The sequence below is a fragment of the Polynucleobacter sp. JS-JIR-II-b4 genome (genome assembly GCF_018687815.1).
GTDB lineage: Bacteria > Pseudomonadota > Gammaproteobacteria > Burkholderiales > Burkholderiaceae > Polynucleobacter.
This window is the reverse complement of record NZ_CP061306.1, coordinates 643,562-661,734: the sequence shown is the minus strand read 5'-3', so window position 1 is coordinate 661,734 and position 18,173 is coordinate 643,562. Positions and strand designations below refer to the sequence as shown.

Genomic DNA, 18,173 nt, shown 5'->3' with positions numbered 1-18,173 from the left:
GACAGTATGACCATGCAAACCAAAAATCATTCATTCGTTCGCAATAAACTTCTTAATAAAGAAGAAATTGCATTTTTAGATGTGCGCGAGGAGGATCCTCATGCGCAAGAGCATCCCCTCTTTGCCGCAAACCTCCCCCTTTCCAGAGTAGAGATTGATGCTTACGCAAAGCTACCAAAGAAAAACGTACCCATCGTCACTCTTGATGATGGTGAAGGTTTTGCTCAATTAGCTGCGCAACGTTTAATCAATCTTGGGTACACCGATGTATCAGTTTTTGAGGGAGGTGTTCAAGGTTGGAAAGTAGCTGGCGGTGAAGTATTCAAAGATGTAAACGTTCCCAGCAAATCATTTGGTGAGTTTGTAGAATCCAAAGCCCATACCCCCTCTTTATCAGCGCAAGAAGTAAAGCAATTAATCGATAACAAAGAAGATGTCGTTGTTGTTGATGTGCGCCGCTTTGATGAATACAACACCATGAGTATTCCAACCGGTATTAGTGTTCCGGGCGCAGAGCTAGTTTTGCGTCTCCCAGAATTAGCGCCTAACCCAAAGACAAAAGTGATTGTGAACTGCGCTGGCAGAACTCGTAGCATTATTGGCACGCAGTCACTAATTAATGCTGGCATTCCAAATGAAGTCAATGCACTACGTAATGGCACGATTGGCTGGACGCTTGCTGGTCAAGAATTGGATAAAGGGCAAAGCAGAAAGTTTCAGGAAGTGAGTGACGATACAAGAAACGAGGCGGCAATTCGCGCTCGCAGCGTTGCTGATCGTGCAGGGGTTAAGCGCGCTAGCCTGGGCGATGTACAGACATGGAAAGCGCAATCTGATCGAACAACTTATTTCTTTGATACGCGCACTCCGGAAGAATATGAAGCAGGTCATCTTCCCGGCTTTAGATCGGTACCAGGTGGACAGCTTGTACAAGAAACGGAGATGGTTGCTCCGGTTCGTGGTGCACGTGTAGTGTTGGCAGACCCCAGTGGCGGTGGAGTACGCGCCAATATGCCAGCATCTTGGTTGGCCCAAATGGCTTGGGATATTTATGTTCTTGATGGAGTAATTACCTCCGATCTCACAGAAAAAGGTATATGGAAGGCACCCCTACCCGCTCTTCCAACAATTGAAAGCGTAGATGCCGCGACCGTTTCCAACTGGCTTAAGAGTGATAGCAATACGATTGCCATTGATTTCAGCACCCATGCTAACTACGTTAAAGGACACATCCCTGGAAGTTGGTATGCCCTTCGATCCCAACTAGCAGAAGCAATGAAAAAAATTCCCCAGGTAGATCGCTATGTCATTACCAGCACACCACCTGAATTAAGCCTCTTTGCTGCTCAGGAAGTGCAAGCTTTGACTAAAGCCGAGGTCCTCGTTTTGGAGGGCGGCAATGCTGCCTGGGTAAAAGCAGGGTTTGAGCTGGAGAAAGGCCCGAGTCATTTAGCCTCGCCTCCTCTGGATCGCTATAAGCGCCCCTATGAAGGCACGAGCGTAGATCCTGCAGCGATGCAGGCATATCTTGATTGGGAGTTTGGTTTAGTGGAACAACTAGGCAAGGACGGAACCCATCACTTCTGGGTGCTCTAGGTCCTTGCTGTTGTTCTAAAAGCTTAACGAGTTGATCGGTTAAACAATCTTGTTACGGATAATGCCGATGCCAGTGATGTTTGTTTCCATAACATCACCTGGCTTCATAAACTCCTGAGGAGTTCTACCTGCGCCAACCCCAGAAGGAGTGCCGGTTGCAATAATGTCGCCCGGCAGTAATGTTAAGCCACGCGATAGCTCGGCAATAATTGCTGGGATCTTGAAATACATTTGCTTGTAACTAGCGTTTTGCTTTTCTACGCCATTCACACGGCAAATAATGCGCGCGTCATCTAAATTGACGCCACCTGCAGTAACAACCCAGGGACCCATCGGACCGTGACCATCTAAGCTCTTGCCTTTAAACCATTGACCGGACTGACGTTTTTGCTGAATATCACGCGCCGTAGTGTCGTTATAGGCAGAATAGCCAAAGACATAGTCCATTGCATTCTCTTCAGAAATATTCTTACCCTTTTTACCAATCACCACTGCTAACTCAGCCTCCCAGTCAATCATGGTGGAAATGCCAGCATCATAAGGAATGTTGTCGAACGGGCCATTCATGGTTTGCGTGCCTTTAGTAAAAAGCACAGGAACCTTTGGATACTCTTTTACAGCAGTATCAGCACGATGCTTGAGACCCTCTTCAAAATGGTCTAGGTAATTCCAGCCCACGCAATAAATATTGCTTTGTGGCTTAGGAATAGGTGATAGCAAAATCACAGTATTCACATTCGCTAAATTACTTCCACGGCCCTTAAACAAGGTTGCCAATTCCAGCAAACCTTTGTTACCAGAACCGGCCAATGAAATCATTGAAGTAGGATCAAATGAAAGCTGCACTTTTTGACGAGCCGCTTCCGCAGGAATATCAACCACCATACCGTCATTAGTAACCAATCCCAATCTTGAGGTGGCACCCATTTTTGGCAAATAGTTGGCAATTCTAAGGCCAGCTTTACCGGTCAATGGCTCAACCACAATCGGCGGCTGACCATCAGTTGCAGCAATGGCATTAGAAATAAACACGCCGCTCATAGCAGTGGTTGCAACCAATTTAAGCGCATCTCTCCGATTTGTATCCACAGCGTCTCCTTCAATATTTTGTTTTTAATGTTTTTATTAATACTAATACGTTGTTTATTAAACAATCTGCCGTAAATATTAATACCAAACCCAGTTCTTAGGCGAAATATTGGAAATATCGCTATCCTCTAGCAATGAATCCCTTGAAGACCCTGCCTCCAATCCGCCTAGCAATCTGCTTTGCGATCCTTATTGGGCTTAGTGCCTGTGGACGAGAGACGTATACCACTTGGAGCTGTAACTCCCCTTCTGAATCCAAAATTCCCATGGTGCTTCGAAAGGCTCAAATGGAATTTAAGGGTGCGCAGCTAGATTATTGCGGCAGTTTGGGCACCCAAAGCTACTTTGATGAGAAATGCTCAGGCCAAACCGATCAATCAAAGACCGTATTTACAAGCTCCTCAGGACTGCTCCTGACCAACGGTCAAGAGTATCAATGCACTGCCTTATAAATAGAATCAGAATTTACTATCGATGAATCGACTCAGCCCTAAGAAATTACTCCTCACCAAATGGACCGCAGTTCAACCGATTGCTAAACAAAAGCATTTCTTGGTGAGCAAAGTAATCCTGCCAGAACCACCAAACGAGAAAATTGAGTTCGTCGAAATTGAGGCGGTCTACTCGAAGCAAACTACGCAAATTGCATGGCGTGATCTCACCAATAGTGAGCTATGGTTACAAGGCTGGAAATAAAAAACCGCCCCAGATCTGAGGCGGCTTTCTGTTTTGGGATACTAGAAATCGATACTAATCAGACTTCTTCTTACCACCGGACTTCTTAACTAAGTCGTCAATATTCTTTTCCGCAGTCTCGGCCACCTGGTTAACAATACGACGCCCCTCTTTAAACATCTTCTGTCCTGTTGAAGACATTTCGTTTACAACCTTAGAGAGCTTATCTGCATGACTTGGCAATTTATTTTCAGCATCTTCCAGCCAGCCCACTAAAGAACTGCGAACCTTTTCCAAATGCTTTTCAGTTTCATCGGCAGCGCTTTCGCCAATATCTTTCAGGACTGACTTCACCTTCTTTTGATAGACTGCAGCGCGCTTAGCAGCCTCTTTTGTTGCCTCTTCTTGCAAGTCTTTTAATTTAGCAAAATCATTCTTAGCAGCAGACTTGGCGCTATCGAGGGCATTTTTCATGCCCCACTCCATTTCAGCAATATGATGCTCACCCAACTGTTTGGCAGCATCTAGCAGCTTATGCGAGTAATCAAATAGCTCTTTAGCTTTTTCTTGTTGCCACTTTTGAAGATCTTTTGGATCCATTTTTACGCTCCTATGAACAAGGGTTAATAAGGCTTTGATAGTTAACTCTATACCGAAATAGATTAACTGCCAATTCCCCCAAATTCAGGCACTAAAATAAGGGTATGACTGAAAGACAATCCATTTACGACGCCATCGGCGGGATCGACAAGGTTGATGAATTAGTAGATCGTTTTTACGATTTAATGGCCTTAGAACCCCATTTTGAGGATCTGCGGTCCATGCACCCTCAGGACCTTTCCGGCTCCAGGGAAAAACTCAAGTTCTTCCTCGCCGGCTGGATGGGCGGTCCTGATATCTACTCACCCAAATATGGTCACCCCATGCTAAGGGCTCGACATCTGCCATTCAAGATTGGTTTAAAAGAACGGGATCAATGGCTAGCTTGTATGTATAAGGCTATGGAAGAGTGCGGAATAACTGGTGATGCCGCGAAACAACTTGAAGAGTCTTTTCTGAACACTGCGGATTGGATGAGAAATCAACCCAACTAATGATGTGGTCATTAAGCGGAAATAGTGATTTGGCGTTATTGGCTAAACTCTAATTAATAGTTCCACTCATAAAGTAAAAAATGATCGAAAGCACCATGCAGCTCCTGAGTGATCCCAATGCTTGGATTGCCTTTCTAACGCTCTCTGCCCTTGAGATTATTCTCGGCATTGATAACATCATTTTTATTAGCGTTATCGCCAACAGACTCCCTTCTGAAATTCGGGAGAAGGTTCGCCGCTTCGGTCTTTTGTTTGCGCTTGTCACCCGCATTCTTTTATTGCTAAGTCTATCGTGGGTAATGGGTCTCACAACCCCCCTCTTCAGTATCTCCGACCACCTGATTAGCGGCAGAGATTTAATCTTATTGCTCGGTGGCTTCTTCCTAATCTGGAAGGCCTCTAAGGAAATTTATATTGAAGTAGAGGTTGGTGAGCATGGCGATGAACTAATTGACCCCCAAGGAAAAGGCCGCGCCAAGTCAATGCTCTCTTTATTTATTGGCTCTGTGCTACAGATTGGCTTACTAGATATTATTTTTTCTCTGGATAGCGTCATTACGGCAGTGGGTATGGTGGATCAAATTAGCGTGATGATCGCAGCAGTCCTTGCTTCAGTCCTCATCATGCTCATTGCCGCCAAGCCTATTGGGGATTTTGTTCAGCGCCATCCCTCTATCAAAGTATTGGCCTTATCGTTTCTAACAGTTGTAGGCGTAGTACTGATCGCAGAAGGAATGGGCGTTCATATTCCTAAAGGCTATGTCTACGTTGCTATGGCATTTTCTTTATCGGTTGAGCTTTTAAATATCCGCTCGCGTGAAAAGAAGAAACTGAAGTAAGCCCTGGTGTGATGAGAAATTTATAGGGATTGCGCACAAGCGTAGCCGCTGGCCCATGCCCACTGGAAATTATGTCCACCCAAATGGCCAGTGACGTCCACGCACTCACCAATGAAGAATAGCCCCGGATATTTACGCGACATCATTGTTTGTCCATCGAGCTCTTTGGTATCTACGCCACCCAACATCACCTCAGCTTTTTTCCAACCTAAGGTACCTGCTGGCTTTACAGACCAGTTCGTTAGCAGCTCCTTAAGAGCTTGACGGTCTTTTTTAGAGACTTCGGCCCATTTGCGACCCATTAGATTGCGCTGCTCTGCAAATGCTTTAGCTAAGCGCTGAGGAAGAACAGAAGCCAAAATCGTTTCAGTAAGCTTTAAGCGATTCTCTTTATTGTTAAAGAGTTCATCACAATTAAATCCTCCAGGACGCTCAATTGCGCCAAGCCAATCGATGTGAATAGGTTCGCCCTCTTCCCAATAACTGCTTGCTTGAAGAACCGCAGGACCTGATAAGCCTTTGTGAGTTAGCAGCAAATCCTCATTGAATCTACAGGCGCCATAACGATGGCCCTTTGAACCGGAGGCAATTCTGACTGGTACAGCTAGACCGGCCAACTCACTGAGATCACCGAAGTTATCTGCAGTAAATGAGAGTGGTACTAAAGCAGGCCTAGGATCAACCACATTTAATCCAAACTGCTTTGCAACATCCAAGGAATAAGCAGTAGCTCCAATGGCGGGCACTGGTAAACCACCTGTTGCCATGACTAGTGACTTGGTTTTTTCGGTGCCAGCATTCGTTTGGATGAGCCATCGATCATCCTCTTGCTCAATTGATTGCACGGAGACTGGATGACGTATGGTCACATTTCCTTTGGCGCACTCTGCAAACAATAGCTCAATGATTTGTTTGGCAGAATCATCGCAAAAGAATTGGCCCTGATGTTTTTCATGGTAACGAATACCATGGGATGTCACCAGTTTGATAAATTCTGTTGAGGGGTATCTAGCGAGTGCACTTTTTACAAAATGCTGATTGAGAGATAAGAAGTTAGCTGGGCTGCTATGGAGATTGGTGAAGTTGCAACGGCCACCGCCGCTAATACGAATCTTCTCGCCCAATACCTCAGCATGATCCAGCACAAGTACTTTTTTACCTAACTGGCCAGCAACTCCTGCGCAAAATAAACCAGCTGCCCCGCCACCGATAATGATGGCATCCCAAGTTTTACTCATCGATTACTCAAAACGATCAATGATGTCAGATGAGATGTTAAGTTTTCTCATATGGAGCTTGGTATAGGCCTGGCGAAAGTTCTTGGTCATGGAGATCATGACTGATGCAGTCCATGCGAAGGAAAACATTCCAGAAAAAGCGATGATCACTGCCAGCATCTTCCAGCCATCGGGAAGAATGTCCTCCATAAATCCCATTGCCGTATAGGTGCTACCGCTAAATAAAATACTTTGCCCCAGAGCGGGTAGTAACCTGAATGCGTACAAAGCTATACCCCAAATTAATATTTCAGCGATATGTGTTAAGAATAAGCAGAAGACGCTCACGTAAAAACAGAGAGCTACAGCAGAGTATTTTTTCTCAGCCAAATACAGAAAAGTTTTCACTTCATAGCGCTTGGCAATCTGCAGTAACGCTACCCCATGAAAAACCATGATCAACAAGAGCATGGCGCCGCCCAAGAGATAGCCTGGAAGATCTAGAGATGTGGCGATGCTAGTTTGCGAAGGATTCATAAGGGGATTTTACAGGCGAGCGCTTGTTAACCCAATTGATACCAATCCCGAATCACCTGCCAAGCCTCCTGGGCGCTTTCAGAGAAGTGGATAGTTTGCATATCCTCCTCATTAATCACGCCAAACTTCACCATGTGATCAAAGTTAATCATTTCATTCCAATATTCTTTACCCACCAGAATAACGGGAATGGGGACGACTTTTTTAGTCTGGATCAGTGTCAACACCTCAAATAACTCGTCACAGGAGCCAAACCCGCCAGGAAAGGCAACGATCGCTCTAGCACGTAACATAAAGTGCATCTTGCGCAACGCGAAGTAATGAAAGCGAAAACTTAAGCCAGGGCTAACATAAGGATTCGGGTGCTGCTCTCTAGGTAGGCTGATATTAAAACCGATGGTTTTATCACCCGCCTCAAATGCACCTCGATTAGCGGCCTCCATAATTCCAGGGCCGCCTCCAGTACAAATATGAAGTTTATTAAAGTTGCTCTCTTGAGTAGCGTTATAGTGAGCCACTAATGACCCGAACTCTCGGGCTGATTCGTAGTACTTGCTATGTAAGAGCGCTTTACTAGCAATAGCTATCTCCGCTGGAGTCTTAGCTTTTTCCTTCAGGGCAAATGCTTCTGCATGACTAATAAAACGAGTTGATCCGAAAACCGTAATCGTATGTTCAATACCATGCTCCTTGAGCAGGATCTCGGGTTTTAATAGCTCCAATTCAAAACGAATGCCAATCGTTTCCCTGCGAGACAAAAAAGCCTCGTCACCAAAAGCAAATTTATAAGAATCCTCAGAATCTTCTTCTGATATTTGAGTCTTGTGTAGATTTAAAAACTCAGTAATTGTCTGCGAGTTATTAATGGGGAGTTTTGGACTCATGTTGCATCCTTTTGACATCTATTTAGGCCCATCTTACTCTGCGAACTAAATCAGTATTAACACCTAGATTAGCAAAGGATTTGAGGGCTTAGGGCTTATCAGGATTTACCTAGCAATTAGGCCGAGTTAAGATTGCCAGAATTTCAACTAAATCGAAGGAAAAGCAATGAGCAACCGTTCAATCATCATCATGGTACTAGTCTTAATTGGTGCCACTGCCTACTTACTCCTCAAAGGCGACGGCAACGTTGATATGGGTGGCGAAAAGCATGGTGCAGAAGCTGCTCATATGGAAGAGGCGAAGAAAGATGCTCCTGCTGCTGCTCCAGCAGCACCCGCTGCTGCTCCAGCAGCAGATGCCAAGAAGTAATTTCTTCCTTTGCTGATAAAACCGCGGTTCGCCGCGGTTTTTTTATCTCTATATTTTGATGAAGCCGATACTCCCCTCGCTCCTATCCCTTACACTTTTGTGTGTATCGCAACTTGCCATTAGTCAATCATCTAAGACCATGAATACCCTTAATCAATCTACCTTATCTTCTTTTGCGCCAACAGGTGTTCTGCGGGTTGGCATTAATTTAGGCAATCCGATTCTGGCTAATGAAGATCCAAGCTCCAAAAACCTATATGGAGTAACCATTGATATTGCGAATGAAATTGGGAAACGTATTTCCCTACCTGTGCAATTGATCCCCTTCAAAACAGCAGGGGCAACAGTCGATGCAGTGAAAACCGGAGAAATTGATTTGGTATTTGTGGCGATTGATCCAGTTCGCGGGGCTGATATCAGCTATACCCCAGCCTATATACAAATTGAAGGTGCTTATATGGTGAAAGCCTCTTCTCCATTAAAGACTAACGATGAAGTAGATGCAGCCGGCAATGAAATTGTCGTTGGCAAAGGCAGCGCCTATGATCTTTACCTTACGCGTGAAATTAAAAATGCCGCCCTTCTAAGAGCTGCAAGCTCACAGGCAGTGATTGATGACTTCATGTCTGGGGCAGGTAATGTCGCAGCAGGTGTAAAACAGCAACTCGAGAGTGACGCCAAGCGCTATAAGGGCTTGCGTATGCTACCCGGTCGCTTCATGGTGATTAATCAGGGGATTGGTATTCCGAAGGCTAGAGTCAATTATGAAAGTACAAGCACCTATTTAAGCAATGTCATCGCAGAACTCAAGCAGTCTGGGTTTGTGGCAGAGGCTATGAAACGCCACAATATTCAAGGCGCAAAAGTAGCTGACTAAATAAGATGATTGAGTTAGCACTGATAAGAATGCAAGCGCTCAGGAATAATGACCTTAGTCCAATGCAATTCATCCCTGATGCATTGAGCTAAAACTGATGATGATTCTGGTTCACCATGCACAACAAAGACATTGCTTGGTTCCCGCTTGAATCCTCTAAGCCATTCTAGTAAACCCGCCTGATCAGCGTGAGCAGACAAACCGCCAATTGTGTGAATCGAGGCCTTTACTGGAACCTCCTCACCAAATAGTCGAACCTTCTCCACCTTATCCACCAATCGCCTGCCCAGACTTCCATATGCCTGAAATCCAGTAATGACAATGGCATTTTGTTCGCGCGGCAAATTACTGGCTAAGTGATGAATAATACGACCAGCATCACACATCCCACTTGCTGAAATAATGATTGCTCCACCTTTAATTTTATTCAAGGCTTTTGACTCTTCCACATCCGCAATAAACCGAAGATCTACAGACTCCGGGTTATTTTTGTACCATGCAAAAGTAGCCTGGGACTGGCCATCCAATTGGGAGAAAAAGTGCTGGGTCAGATGTGTTGCTGCAGTAGCCATGGGTGAGTCAACCCAAATACTCAAATGGGGTAGACGCCCTCTCCTTACTAAGTCGATTAAAAGAAATAAAATCTCTTGGGTGCGGCCTACTGCAAAAGCTGGCATTACTACATTGCCATGTGCGGTCATGGTTGAGGTAATCACCTCAACTAACTCATCCTCGGTATCTTGCAAGCTGCGGTGTAATCGATCTCCGTAAGTAGATTCAACCACAACAACATCAGCCTCTTGAATTAGATCAGGGTCAGGCATTAAGACTTTACCCTTCATGCCGATGTCACCTGAAAATACACAGCGCTTTTTCTCAAGCTCATCTTCTGCAATATCGATTACAGCAATAGCAGAACCCAAAATATGTCCAGCATTATGAAATTCCAACTGGATTCCAGGCATCAACTCTGATGACTGCCCATACTCCAAGGGCTCAAACTGGGCTAGAGTCATTTCAACTTCTTCTCTGGAATACAGCACAACGGGCACCTCTCCACGCCACTTTCCTGCCTTGATCTTTCTCTCGGCCCTCTCCACATCTGTGCGCTGCAAATGCGCGCTGTCGAGCAAAAGAATTTTCAATAATTCGAGGGTGGCATTTGTGCAGTAAATCGGTCCAGCAAAACCTTGTGCACATAGACGAGGTAATAAACCACTGTGATCAATATGCGCGTGCGTTAGCACTACAAAATCGAGATCTTTTGGTGGAAATGGTAAAGGCTCGAGATTCTTATTTGTTGCCTCGCGGCCACCCTGAAACATGCCATAGTCCACCATGAAACGCCTTGGCATGCTAGATAACATGACCTCAACCAAATGGCGAGAGCCTGTTACCTCACCTGCCGCACCAAGAAATTGGATCTTCATATGCTCAGCATACTCTTTCCTATAATTTGCTCAAGAGCCCCTGAAATCAGAGCGATACTATTGATATGACTATCAAACCAGCGACCCTTGACGCCCTTAAATTGGTTCAATTTCTTGAGCGTGAGGCTTCAGAACATAAAGGTAATGCAGGAAAAGTTGTTTTAATAGGTGGCGCACCAGGAATGGCGGGCGCTCTAATTTTGGCGGGCAATGCTTGTTTACATCTTGGCGCCGGGTGGACCATCTTAGAAATTCTAGATCCTGCTTCAGCACGCGCAGATATCGATCACCCCGAACTCATGATTCGCCTTGCGACAGATAATATTCATGAAACATTGAATGCTGCACAGCCCGATGTTATTGCTATTGGCCCAGGCCTTGGGAAATCCGCTTTAGCAATTCAATGCCTACGTGCAACACTTTCATATCCCAACATTCCAGTGGTGATTGATGCTGATGCCCTCAATTTGATCAGTGAATCCACTGAGTTACTTGATCAATTAAAAGCGCGCAATCACACTCTTCCAGGAATGACCGCCCTCACCCCTCACCCCGGTGAAGCGGCAAAGCTTTTAATGACCACCACAGAAAAAGTGCAATCAGATCGTGTGGGCTGTATTCAAAAGTTAGTTGAATTAACTCAATCGATCGTCGTTCTTAAAGGGCGGCACACTCTGATTGCTTCACCCCAACATTCTCCAGTTCAATGCCTTGCGGGTAATCCCGGCATGGGCACTGGAGGCATGGGGGATATTCTGACGGGAAGCATTGCCGCTATCGCCGCTCAAGGAATTCGACATCAACTAGATCTATGGCAAGCCACCGGGATTGCAGTAGAGCTGCATGCCAGCGCGGCAGATAGCTTAGTGAGTAAAGGGATTGGTCCCATAGGCCTAACTCCCTCCGAGACTATTTTAGAAATGCGAGCGCTACTCAATAAGCTGTTATAAATCGATATGCATTCAGCAAGCGCAGCACATCATCACCGACGTTACCTCTATGGCATTTTGATGGCCGGAGTAGGCTCCATGCTGTTTTCTGGCAAAGCGATTTTGGTTAAGCTGGCCTTTGGTTATGGTGCAAATGCGGAGACCCTCCTAGCCTTACGTATGCTCATGGCACTGCCTTTGTTCTGGGGGATCTTTTGGTGGGAGTCGCGCCGCAAGGCAATGGACCCCATCACTTGGCTTGATCGCGCAAAATTATTCTTTCTTGGATTTTTAGGTTACTTTTTATCAAGCTATATTGATTTCTTGGGGCTTCAATACATCTCTGTTGGCCTAGAGAGAATTGTTCTTTATCTCACGCCAACCATTGTTTTATTAATCTCTTATTTTGTTTTAAAGAAACCCGTATCTCAACTACAGTGGATCTCGCTCATCGTTGGCTACATTGGAGTGTTTATCGTCTTTATTCAAGATGCGAGTTCCACCGGCATTGATGCCTGGCTAGGCATGGCTCTCGTATTCGGCAGCGCCTGCTCCTATGCGGCTTACATGATTGGTGCTGGAGAAATGGTAAAGCGTATTGGTAGCGTGCGCTTAGTCGTCTATGCCAGCTCAGCCTCGGCTTTCTTAAGCATCGCGCAGTCAACCATCCACAACCCAATAGCCATATTTGAGCAGCCCCTACCTATTTATTGGTTTAGCTTACTGAATGCCAGCTTATGCACCGTTATTCCAATGTTACTGATTATGATCGCCATTAACCGCATCGGATCTCCACTAGTCGCTCAAGCCGGGATACTTGGCCCAGTCTCCACTATCTTTATGGGATATCTGATACTGGCAGAACCAATCACTTGGACGCAAATTAGCGGCATGACTTTGGTGATGGCTGCAATGTGGCTGTTGGTGCGCAATGATGCGCCAACAAAAAAGTCACCAAATCCCAAAGGATCTGATGACTTCGATGGTGCAGAGCCCCTCAACTAAAGGGGACTCATTTAAGCGTATTACTGAGCTGCGGCGTCAGCTGCTGCCTTAGCTTTCTTTTTGGATTTCTTTTTTGCTTTTTTCTCAGCCTTCTTTTCTTTCTTTGCTTTTTTCTTTGCTTTTTTCTCGGCAGATTTATCAGCCGGAGTAGCAGCAGGTGCAGCTACTGGAGCGGCGGCTGGTGCAGCGACCGGTGCAGGTGCAGGAGCTGGATCAGCAGCCATCACAGAGATGGGAGCAATGCCGATAGCAGCAGAAATCAGGGATGCTAGGCTCAGGCGCGCGATACGAGAAATCATGTAATTCTCCAAGAGAGTTTGTGGATAATTTAATAATACTCATAAATTTGAGAAAAATGCTTCATTTTTAAAAGGTTGCTCATGAGTGATTTTCCGAACGACATTTTTACCGAGCCCCAAGGCTACTCAGTCAATACCCTGGAACAGCTTGGGCCCTTGACTGGCATGGCCGGGATCTGGGAAGGTGTTCGTGGCTTAGATGTAAAACCCAAAGCCGAGGGGCCTAAGAAGCAAGCTTATGTGGAGAGAATTGAGCTCCAACCAATTGATCCCCAAACCAATGGCCCCCAGCTTTTTTATGGCTTGAGATACCACACCCACATCACCAAACCCGATCAAGTAAAGACCTATCATGACCAAGTAGGGTATTGGTTATGGGAGCCCGCAACTGGCAACATCATTCATACACTGAGCATTCCTCGAGGCATGATTACGATGGCTTCTGGTAACGCTGCTGCAAATGCAAGGCAATTTGAACTGCATGCAAAGAAAGATGATCGCTGCGCAGGTATCTCCTCTAATCCATTTTTAGATTACGCCTTCAGAACGGTTGAGTTTCGTATTCAGGTTTCAATTCACGATGATGGTACTTGGTCTTATGAACAAGACACCATGATGAAGATTAAAGATCAAGCAGAGTTATTTCATCACGTTGATAACAATGTACTTCACAAGATTGGCGATGCCACTCCTAATCCATTAGCCAGATAAGCAACTGATCAATTTGATTTGTTAGATGTAATAAAGGCCATCATCTGATGGCCTTTATTACTGAATGCTGAATTACTTGAGTTGATTACGCAGGCTGCGCCTCAGTCTCGGTAATTTTTTCTAATGCGGTAGCAAGATGTCCAACTGTGCGATCAACATTCGCCAACTTCTCTAAACCAAACAATCCAAGACGGAAGGTGCGGAAATCTGCACGCTCGTCACACTGCAAGGGAACGCCTGCAGCTGTTTGCATACCCAGAGCAATAAACTTCTTGCCGGATTGAATATCAGGGTCCTTCGTGTAGCTAACAACTACGCCAGGAGCTTGAAAGCCCTTGGCGGCTACAGAGCTATAGCCTTGAGAGACTAATAGGTTGCGAACTTTTGTGCCCAACTCTATTTGCCTGTCCTTCAATGCTGCGAAGCCAAGTGACTGAGTTTCCTTCATTACATTGCGCAAAATCTTTAAGGCATCAGTAGGCATAGTGGTGTGATAAACATGACCACCCTTTTCATATGCTTCCATGATCTGCAACCACTTTTTAAGATCCATAGAAAAACTACTGCTTTGGGTTGCATCAATGCGCTCACGTGCACGATCACCTAGAGCGATCAATGCGCAACATGGGGAGCTGCTCCAACCCTTTTGAGGTGCGGTAATTAATACGTCAACATTACACGCCTTCATATCAACCCACATTGCACCAGAGGCAATGCAATCCAATACAAACAAACCGTTTACAGAGCGCACTGCCTCACCGACTGCTTTGAGGTAGTCATCTGGCAGAATAATGCCGGCAGAAGTTTCTACGTGCGGCGCGAATACCACTGCTGGTTTTTCCTTCTTGATATAGGCAACCACTTCCTCAATTGGAGCTGGTGCAAATACACCCTGCGTTGAGTCTTCTAACTGATGGCCTTTGATAACCGTCACGTCTTTAGTAATGTTCGCCAAATCAAAAATTTGCGTCCAGCGATAGCTAAACCAGCCATTACGTAAGACCAAGCATTTTTCATTGTTGGCAAATTGGCGGGCTACCGCTTCCATACCAAAAGTTCCGCTACCCGGCACGATGACTGCAGAGCTAGCGTTATATGCATCCTTAAGGATGCTAGAAATATCGACCATCACGCGCTTGAACTCTTCAGACATGTGATTCAAGGAGCGGTCGGTATAAACAACCGAGAACTCTAATAAACCATCTGGATCAACATTGGGGAGTAAGCCTGGCATAGTAATTTCCTAGGGATTTCTGTGATTAGCCCTAAATGATACTGATTTAAGACTTTCTTGGGGGCTGGAACCCAAAACCCTGCTTAAAAGGGCATTTTTGCCTGTTTTGCCAGATTTACCTACCCCTTTTAGAGGAGATCACTATACCCGCAACAATCAGAGCAAAGGCGAGCCCATGAAATAGTTGGGGAGGCTCGCCCAGCATGGCGGCTGATAAAAGCGCAGTAAATAAGGGTATGAAATTAGCAAAAAAAGCGGCAACCGTAGGCCCTGCCCCATTCACACCCAGACCCCAGCAACGATAAGCAATTAAGGACGGGCCAATTGCGACAAAGACAATTAATGAGGCGGTCCACCAATTGAGATCCAGAAAAGCATGGCCAGCTGCAATTTCAAAACCATCAAAAAATCCCGTCCACAATAGACCCACTGTTACTTGCGCCATTAAAAATTCAGCCCATGGCCATTGGCGTTCTGTGCTGGTGCCTGGACGACTTAACATCCAACTATAAAAGGCCCACAAGATGGTGGCTAACATGATTAAAAGATCGCCTACTACCATTTGCATAGACAGCAAGGCCGATAGGTCTCCACGGGTAAGTACAATACCAACACCTAACAAGCTCACCACTGCGCCAATCATCTGCAAGATGCTAGGCTTTACTTGATAAAACACCGCGCCAATAAATAACATCCAGATGGGCATGCTGGCACCGATCAGGGTGACGTTAATGGCGGTAGATGTTTGAAGAGCGAGATATAGCAGTACGTTGTAGCTACCTACCCCGAATAAACCCAAAAGGAGGAAACGTTTCTTGTTTTGCCATAAAGCACTTCCTGGCATCAGCACACGCCAACCCAAAGGAAGTAACAGTAAGGCGGCCAATCCCCAGCGGACTGCGCTTAAGGTAATTGGGGAGATGCTTCCAACCAATACTCGCCCAGCGATTGCATTGCCTGCCCATAAGGCGGTAGCTGTAAGCAAGTAGGCAATGGTGGCGAAATTCAGTTGGTACATACAGAGGGGTTTAATGGGGAAGTAGTTATTTGAGGTCCCCAAGCAAGGGATACCCTAGCATTGTAGAAACAAATCCCCGGTATTGCTAAGATAGAGCTTAAATTAAGATTTTGCTTCTACAAAATAGCATCAAAAAGAAGGATACATTGTGGCAATCATTACCAATATAGAAGACTTGCGGGTCCTCCATCAAAAGCGCACCCCTAAGATGTTCTACGACTATGCAGACTCTGGATCATGGACCGAGTCAACATATCGCGCCAATGAATCCGATTTTCAAAAGATTAAATTGCGTCAGCGTGTAGCGGTCAATATGACTAACCGCACCACCAAGACAACCATGATTGGCCAAGAGGTTGCAATGCCAGTAGCGCTGGCACCTACAGGCCTTACTGGCATGCAACATGCCGATGGTGAAATTTTGGCAGCCAAGGCTGCTGAAAAGTTTGGTGTGCCATTTTGCTTATCTACTATGAGCATTTGCTCAATTGAAGATGTGGCGGAGCACACCACAAAACCATTTTGGTTCCAACTCTACGTCATGAAAGATCGCGGTTTTATTGAGCGCTTGATTGAGCGCGCTAAAGCCGCCAAATGTTCCGCACTGGTTTTGACTCTGGATTTGCAAATCTTAGGTCAACGTCACAAGGATCTAAAGAATGGTCTCTCCGCCCCTCCTAAACTGACGATTGCCAATATGATTAATATGGCGACTAAGCCACGCTGGTGCTTGGGTATGGCTATGACGCCACGCAGAACCTTTCGCAATATTGTCGGTCACGCTACTGGTGTTGGCAATATGTCTTCACTGTCCTCTTGGACTGCAGAACAATTTGATCCGGGCCTCAACTGGGGTGATGTGGAATGGATTAAAAAACTCTGGGGTGGAAAGCTCATTATCAAAGGCATCTTAGATGAAGGTGATGCGCGCTTGGCAGCAAATTCAGGCGCTGATGCTTTAATTGTCTCTAACCATGGCGGCCGTCAATTAGATGGGGCGATTTCTAGCATTCAGGCTTTACCTGGAATTGTGGATGCTGTTGGTAAAGATATTGAAGTATGGATGGATGGTGGTATTCGCTCAGGTCAAGATGTTTTAAAAGCATGGGCCTTAGGCGCACGCGGCACGATGATTGGTCGCCCTTTCCTATATGGCTTAGGAGCCATGGGTGAGGCTGGTGTCACCAAGTGTTTAGAGTTAATTCACAATGAGTTGGATATCACCATGGCATTCACAGGCCATCGCGATATTCAGAATGTGACTAAAGATATTTTGTATCCAGGAACCTTTTAAATTTTCCCTATCCTCAACTACCCTCTTGCTGTCTTTGGTGTCTCACTTATGGTATTTGCCTTCTCTGTTTGGTTTGGATATGCCGCACTGAGTCGCTACCGTACAAAAGATACTGAGACATCTGCAGATCTCGGCATTATTCAGACTGCCACCCTAACCTTGCTGGCATTAATTATTGGCTTTACCTTCTCAATGGCCATTAATCGCCATGATCAGCGCGAGATCTTTGAGGAAGGCGAGGCGAATGCCATTGGGACTGAATTCTTAAGAGCTGATCTTCTGCCTCCAAAGGCGGCTGCCGCAACGAAGGACCTCTTACTTCAATATGTAGATCAACGTATTTTGTTTTATTCCAAGCAGCCCTCCGAAAAGATTGAAGAGATTCGCAGTAAAACAGATCAACTGCAAACCGCCCTTTGGAATGAGATTTTGCCCAATGTTCGCACGCAACACACCGCCTCTATTGCATTAGTTGCCTCAGGTATGAATGATGTTTTGAATTCTCAAGGCTATGTACAAGCAGCTTGGTGGAATCGCATCCCTCTTACGGCTTGGGCATTGATGGCAGCAATCGCTATTTGCGCAAATCTTTTGGTTGGATTTGGCGCGCGGAATTTTGAGAAGAACGTCGGTCTATTCATGATCTTCCCTTTTGTTATCTCGGTATCTTTCTTTTTGATTGCTGACATTGATAGCCCAAGGGGTGGAGTCATTCGGATTGAAGCGAGAAACTTAGTGGCGCTAAAAAACAACCTAAGCCAACAGATGAAAATTGCCAATCCATCCATCGGCAATCAATAAGCTTTACCATAAAGGCGGTCCAGATGAAACGAGTAGTAGATGTTTTTAAAAACCGTGGTCGCGAACTGGTGTGGACTTATGTCATCGATCTGCAGAATGATGAGGAATTCCATCCTGGTCAGCTAGATTTTGAAGTTGAGGCTCTTAGGCTCTCACAAATAGATAAGCGTGGCCTAGTAAATGAGCTCAGCGCCAAGGTTAGACTCAATAACTAGATTTAAATACCCCCTAGGGGTTAAAGTCCCCGGCATTAATAATGTTAATGAGATTCATT

At 45.6% G+C, this 18,173-nt stretch carries 22 protein-coding genes; 13 read left to right on the top strand and 9 right to left on the bottom strand.

Going from position 1 to position 18,173, the window contains the following annotated elements:
• Positions 1 to 6: 6 nt before the first annotated feature.
• Positions 7 to 1,596, top strand: coding sequence for a rhodanese homology domain-containing protein (locus tag ICV90_RS03385; protein ID WP_215359712.1), 1,590 nt, complete (start codon positions 7 to 9; stop codon positions 1,594 to 1,596).
• A gap of 39 nt (positions 1,597 to 1,635) precedes the next feature.
• Here ICV90_RS03385 and ICV90_RS03380 read toward each other — a convergent pair whose 3' ends face one another.
• On the bottom strand, positions 1,636 to 2,685 hold the full coding sequence (locus ICV90_RS03380) for a fumarylacetoacetate hydrolase family protein (RefSeq protein WP_215359710.1): 1,050 nt from the start codon (positions 2,683 to 2,685) through the stop codon (positions 1,636 to 1,638).
• A 266-nt stretch (positions 2,686 to 2,951) separates the two neighbouring features.
• On the opposite strand from ICV90_RS03380, the gene ICV90_RS03375 reads away from it, so the two are divergent.
• Both ICV90_RS03375 and ICV90_RS03370 read left to right on the top strand, forming a co-directional pair.
• On the top strand, positions 2,952 to 3,137 hold the full coding sequence (locus tag ICV90_RS03375; RefSeq protein ID WP_215359708.1) for a hypothetical protein: 186 nt from the start codon (positions 2,952 to 2,954) through the stop codon (positions 3,135 to 3,137).
• Positions 3,138 to 3,159: 22 nt separating this feature from the next.
• On the top strand, positions 3,160 to 3,381 hold the full coding sequence (locus ICV90_RS03370; protein ID WP_215359706.1) for a TIGR02450 family Trp-rich protein: 222 nt from the start codon (positions 3,160 to 3,162) through the stop codon (positions 3,379 to 3,381).
• Between the two features lie 54 nt (positions 3,382 to 3,435).
• On the opposite strand, the gene ICV90_RS03365 is transcribed toward ICV90_RS03370, so the two are convergent.
• Positions 3,436 to 3,960 (bottom strand): hypothetical protein, encoded by a 525-nt coding sequence (locus tag ICV90_RS03365; RefSeq protein ID WP_215359704.1) that lies wholly within the window; start codon positions 3,958 to 3,960, stop codon positions 3,436 to 3,438.
• 104 nt (positions 3,961 to 4,064) lie between these two features.
• Here ICV90_RS03365 and ICV90_RS03360 point away from each other — a divergent pair, with 104 nt between their 5' ends.
• Both ICV90_RS03360 and ICV90_RS03355 read left to right on the top strand, forming a co-directional pair.
• Entirely contained in the window at positions 4,065 to 4,454 is a 390-nt protein-coding gene (locus ICV90_RS03360; RefSeq protein WP_215359702.1) for a group II truncated hemoglobin, read from the top strand.
• 80 nt (positions 4,455 to 4,534) lie between these two features.
• Positions 4,535 to 5,293, top strand: a complete 759-nt coding sequence (locus ICV90_RS03355) for a TerC family protein (protein ID WP_215359701.1) — start codon at positions 4,535 to 4,537, stop codon at positions 5,291 to 5,293.
• Positions 5,294 to 5,313: 20 nt separating this feature from the next.
• On the opposite strand, the gene ICV90_RS03350 is transcribed toward ICV90_RS03355, so the two are convergent.
• The 3 genes from ICV90_RS03350 to ICV90_RS03340 are packed head-to-tail and all read right to left on the bottom strand — an operon-like array spanning position 5,314 to position 7,931.
• Entirely contained in the window at positions 5,314 to 6,531 is a 1,218-nt protein-coding gene (locus tag ICV90_RS03350) for an aminoacetone oxidase family FAD-binding enzyme (protein WP_215359699.1), read from the bottom strand.
• Positions 6,532 to 6,534: 3 nt separating this feature from the next.
• The gene (locus ICV90_RS03345) at positions 6,535 to 7,047 is read right to left on the bottom strand and encodes a hypothetical protein (RefSeq protein WP_215359697.1); all 513 of its coding nucleotides are present in this window, start codon (positions 7,045 to 7,047) and stop codon (positions 6,535 to 6,537) included.
• 26 nt (positions 7,048 to 7,073) lie between these two features.
• The gene (locus ICV90_RS03340; protein WP_215359695.1) at positions 7,074 to 7,931 is read right to left on the bottom strand and encodes an LOG family protein; all 858 of its coding nucleotides are present in this window, start codon (positions 7,929 to 7,931) and stop codon (positions 7,074 to 7,076) included.
• Between the two features lie 166 nt (positions 7,932 to 8,097).
• Between ICV90_RS03340 and ICV90_RS03335 the strand changes: the two genes are divergently transcribed.
• Entirely contained in the window at positions 8,098 to 8,301 is a 204-nt protein-coding gene (locus tag ICV90_RS03335) for a hypothetical protein (RefSeq protein ID WP_215359693.1), read from the top strand.
• A 139-nt stretch (positions 8,302 to 8,440) separates the two neighbouring features.
• Positions 8,441 to 9,178, top strand: coding sequence for an ABC transporter substrate-binding protein (locus tag ICV90_RS03330; protein WP_215359691.1), 738 nt, complete (start codon positions 8,441 to 8,443; stop codon positions 9,176 to 9,178).
• A 14-nt stretch (positions 9,179 to 9,192) separates the two neighbouring features.
• On the opposite strand, the gene ICV90_RS03325 is transcribed toward ICV90_RS03330, so the two are convergent.
• Complete coding sequence (locus tag ICV90_RS03325; RefSeq protein ID WP_215359689.1) at positions 9,193 to 10,608, bottom strand: MBL fold metallo-hydrolase RNA specificity domain-containing protein; 1,416 nt, start codon at positions 10,606 to 10,608, stop codon at positions 9,193 to 9,195.
• 65 nt (positions 10,609 to 10,673) lie between these two features.
• Between ICV90_RS03325 and ICV90_RS03320 the strand changes: the two genes are divergently transcribed.
• Together ICV90_RS03320 and ICV90_RS03315 are read left to right on the top strand one after the other, a co-directional pair.
• Positions 10,674 to 11,558 carry an NAD(P)H-hydrate dehydratase gene (locus ICV90_RS03320; RefSeq protein WP_215359688.1) on the top strand — a complete coding sequence of 295 codons (885 nt, stop codon included), beginning with the start codon at positions 10,674 to 10,676 and terminating at the stop codon, positions 11,556 to 11,558.
• A gap of 6 nt (positions 11,559 to 11,564) precedes the next feature.
• On the top strand, positions 11,565 to 12,542 hold the full coding sequence (locus ICV90_RS03315; RefSeq protein WP_215359686.1) for a DMT family transporter: 978 nt from the start codon (positions 11,565 to 11,567) through the stop codon (positions 12,540 to 12,542).
• Positions 12,543 to 12,562: 20 nt separating this feature from the next.
• Here the strand turns inward: ICV90_RS03315 and ICV90_RS03310 are convergent, their stop codons facing one another.
• A complete protein-coding gene (locus ICV90_RS03310; RefSeq protein WP_215359685.1) occupies positions 12,563 to 12,841 on the bottom strand; it encodes a protein tyrosine phosphatase in 279 nt (92 codons plus the stop codon).
• 81 nt (positions 12,842 to 12,922) lie between these two features.
• Here ICV90_RS03310 and ICV90_RS03305 point away from each other — a divergent pair, with 81 nt between their 5' ends.
• Positions 12,923 to 13,552 carry an FABP family protein gene (locus ICV90_RS03305; protein ID WP_215359683.1) on the top strand — a complete coding sequence of 210 codons (630 nt, stop codon included), beginning with the start codon at positions 12,923 to 12,925 and terminating at the stop codon, positions 13,550 to 13,552.
• Between the two features lie 85 nt (positions 13,553 to 13,637).
• Here ICV90_RS03305 and ICV90_RS03300 read toward each other — a convergent pair whose 3' ends face one another.
• Positions 13,638 to 14,786 (bottom strand): aminotransferase class V-fold PLP-dependent enzyme, encoded by a 1,149-nt coding sequence (locus ICV90_RS03300; RefSeq protein WP_215359681.1) that lies wholly within the window; start codon positions 14,784 to 14,786, stop codon positions 13,638 to 13,640.
• Positions 14,787 to 14,901: 115 nt separating this feature from the next.
• Entirely contained in the window at positions 14,902 to 15,804 is a 903-nt protein-coding gene (locus ICV90_RS03295) for a DMT family transporter (RefSeq protein WP_215359679.1), read from the bottom strand.
• A 148-nt stretch (positions 15,805 to 15,952) separates the two neighbouring features.
• Between ICV90_RS03295 and ICV90_RS03290 the strand changes: the two genes are divergently transcribed.
• From ICV90_RS03290 to ICV90_RS03280, 3 genes are read left to right on the top strand one after another with little or no spacing between them, the layout of a single operon-like run.
• Positions 15,953 to 17,098 (top strand): alpha-hydroxy acid oxidase, encoded by a 1,146-nt coding sequence (locus ICV90_RS03290; protein WP_072582955.1) that lies wholly within the window; start codon positions 15,953 to 15,955, stop codon positions 17,096 to 17,098.
• A 48-nt stretch (positions 17,099 to 17,146) separates the two neighbouring features.
• The gene (locus ICV90_RS03285; protein WP_251367781.1) at positions 17,147 to 17,899 is read left to right on the top strand and encodes a hypothetical protein; all 753 of its coding nucleotides are present in this window, start codon (positions 17,147 to 17,149) and stop codon (positions 17,897 to 17,899) included.
• Positions 17,900 to 17,922: 23 nt separating this feature from the next.
• Positions 17,923 to 18,114: a hypothetical protein gene (locus ICV90_RS03280; RefSeq protein WP_215359678.1), complete on the top strand. Its 192-nt coding sequence runs from the start codon at positions 17,923 to 17,925 to the stop codon at positions 18,112 to 18,114.
• Positions 18,115 to 18,173: the final 59 nt, after the last annotated feature.